Consider the following 251-nt stretch of genomic DNA (forward strand, 5'->3'; position numbering starts at 1 on the left):
GAACTCGCGCACGGTGGCGTCGGGCAGGATCTCCTCGAGGAAGGCGTCCCAGCGCGGGGCGTTCGCGGCGCGGTCATAGGCGACCGGCATGATCTTCGACAGCAGATCGCCGCGCAGATGCTCGGGCTGGACGCGCATCTCGGCCACGGGCGACATGCCCTCGGCCCCGGCCGCCGAAAACCGCAGGGTGCCCGAGAGGGTGTTGATGGTCAGCGGATCGGCGTCGAGATCCTCATAGGCGCGGGCGAGCG

Annotated in this window: 1 pseudogene; it reads right to left on the reverse strand. The window is 70.5% G+C overall.

Annotated elements, in window-relative coordinates:
* A pseudogene (locus BYZ73_RS22155) lies at positions 1-251 on the reverse strand (DNA primase family protein); the annotation flags it as partial.

Origin of the sequence: Rhodovulum viride, assembly GCF_003265965.1 — a bacterium.
Lineage (GTDB): Bacteria > Pseudomonadota > Alphaproteobacteria > Rhodobacterales > Rhodobacteraceae > Rhodovulum > Rhodovulum kholense.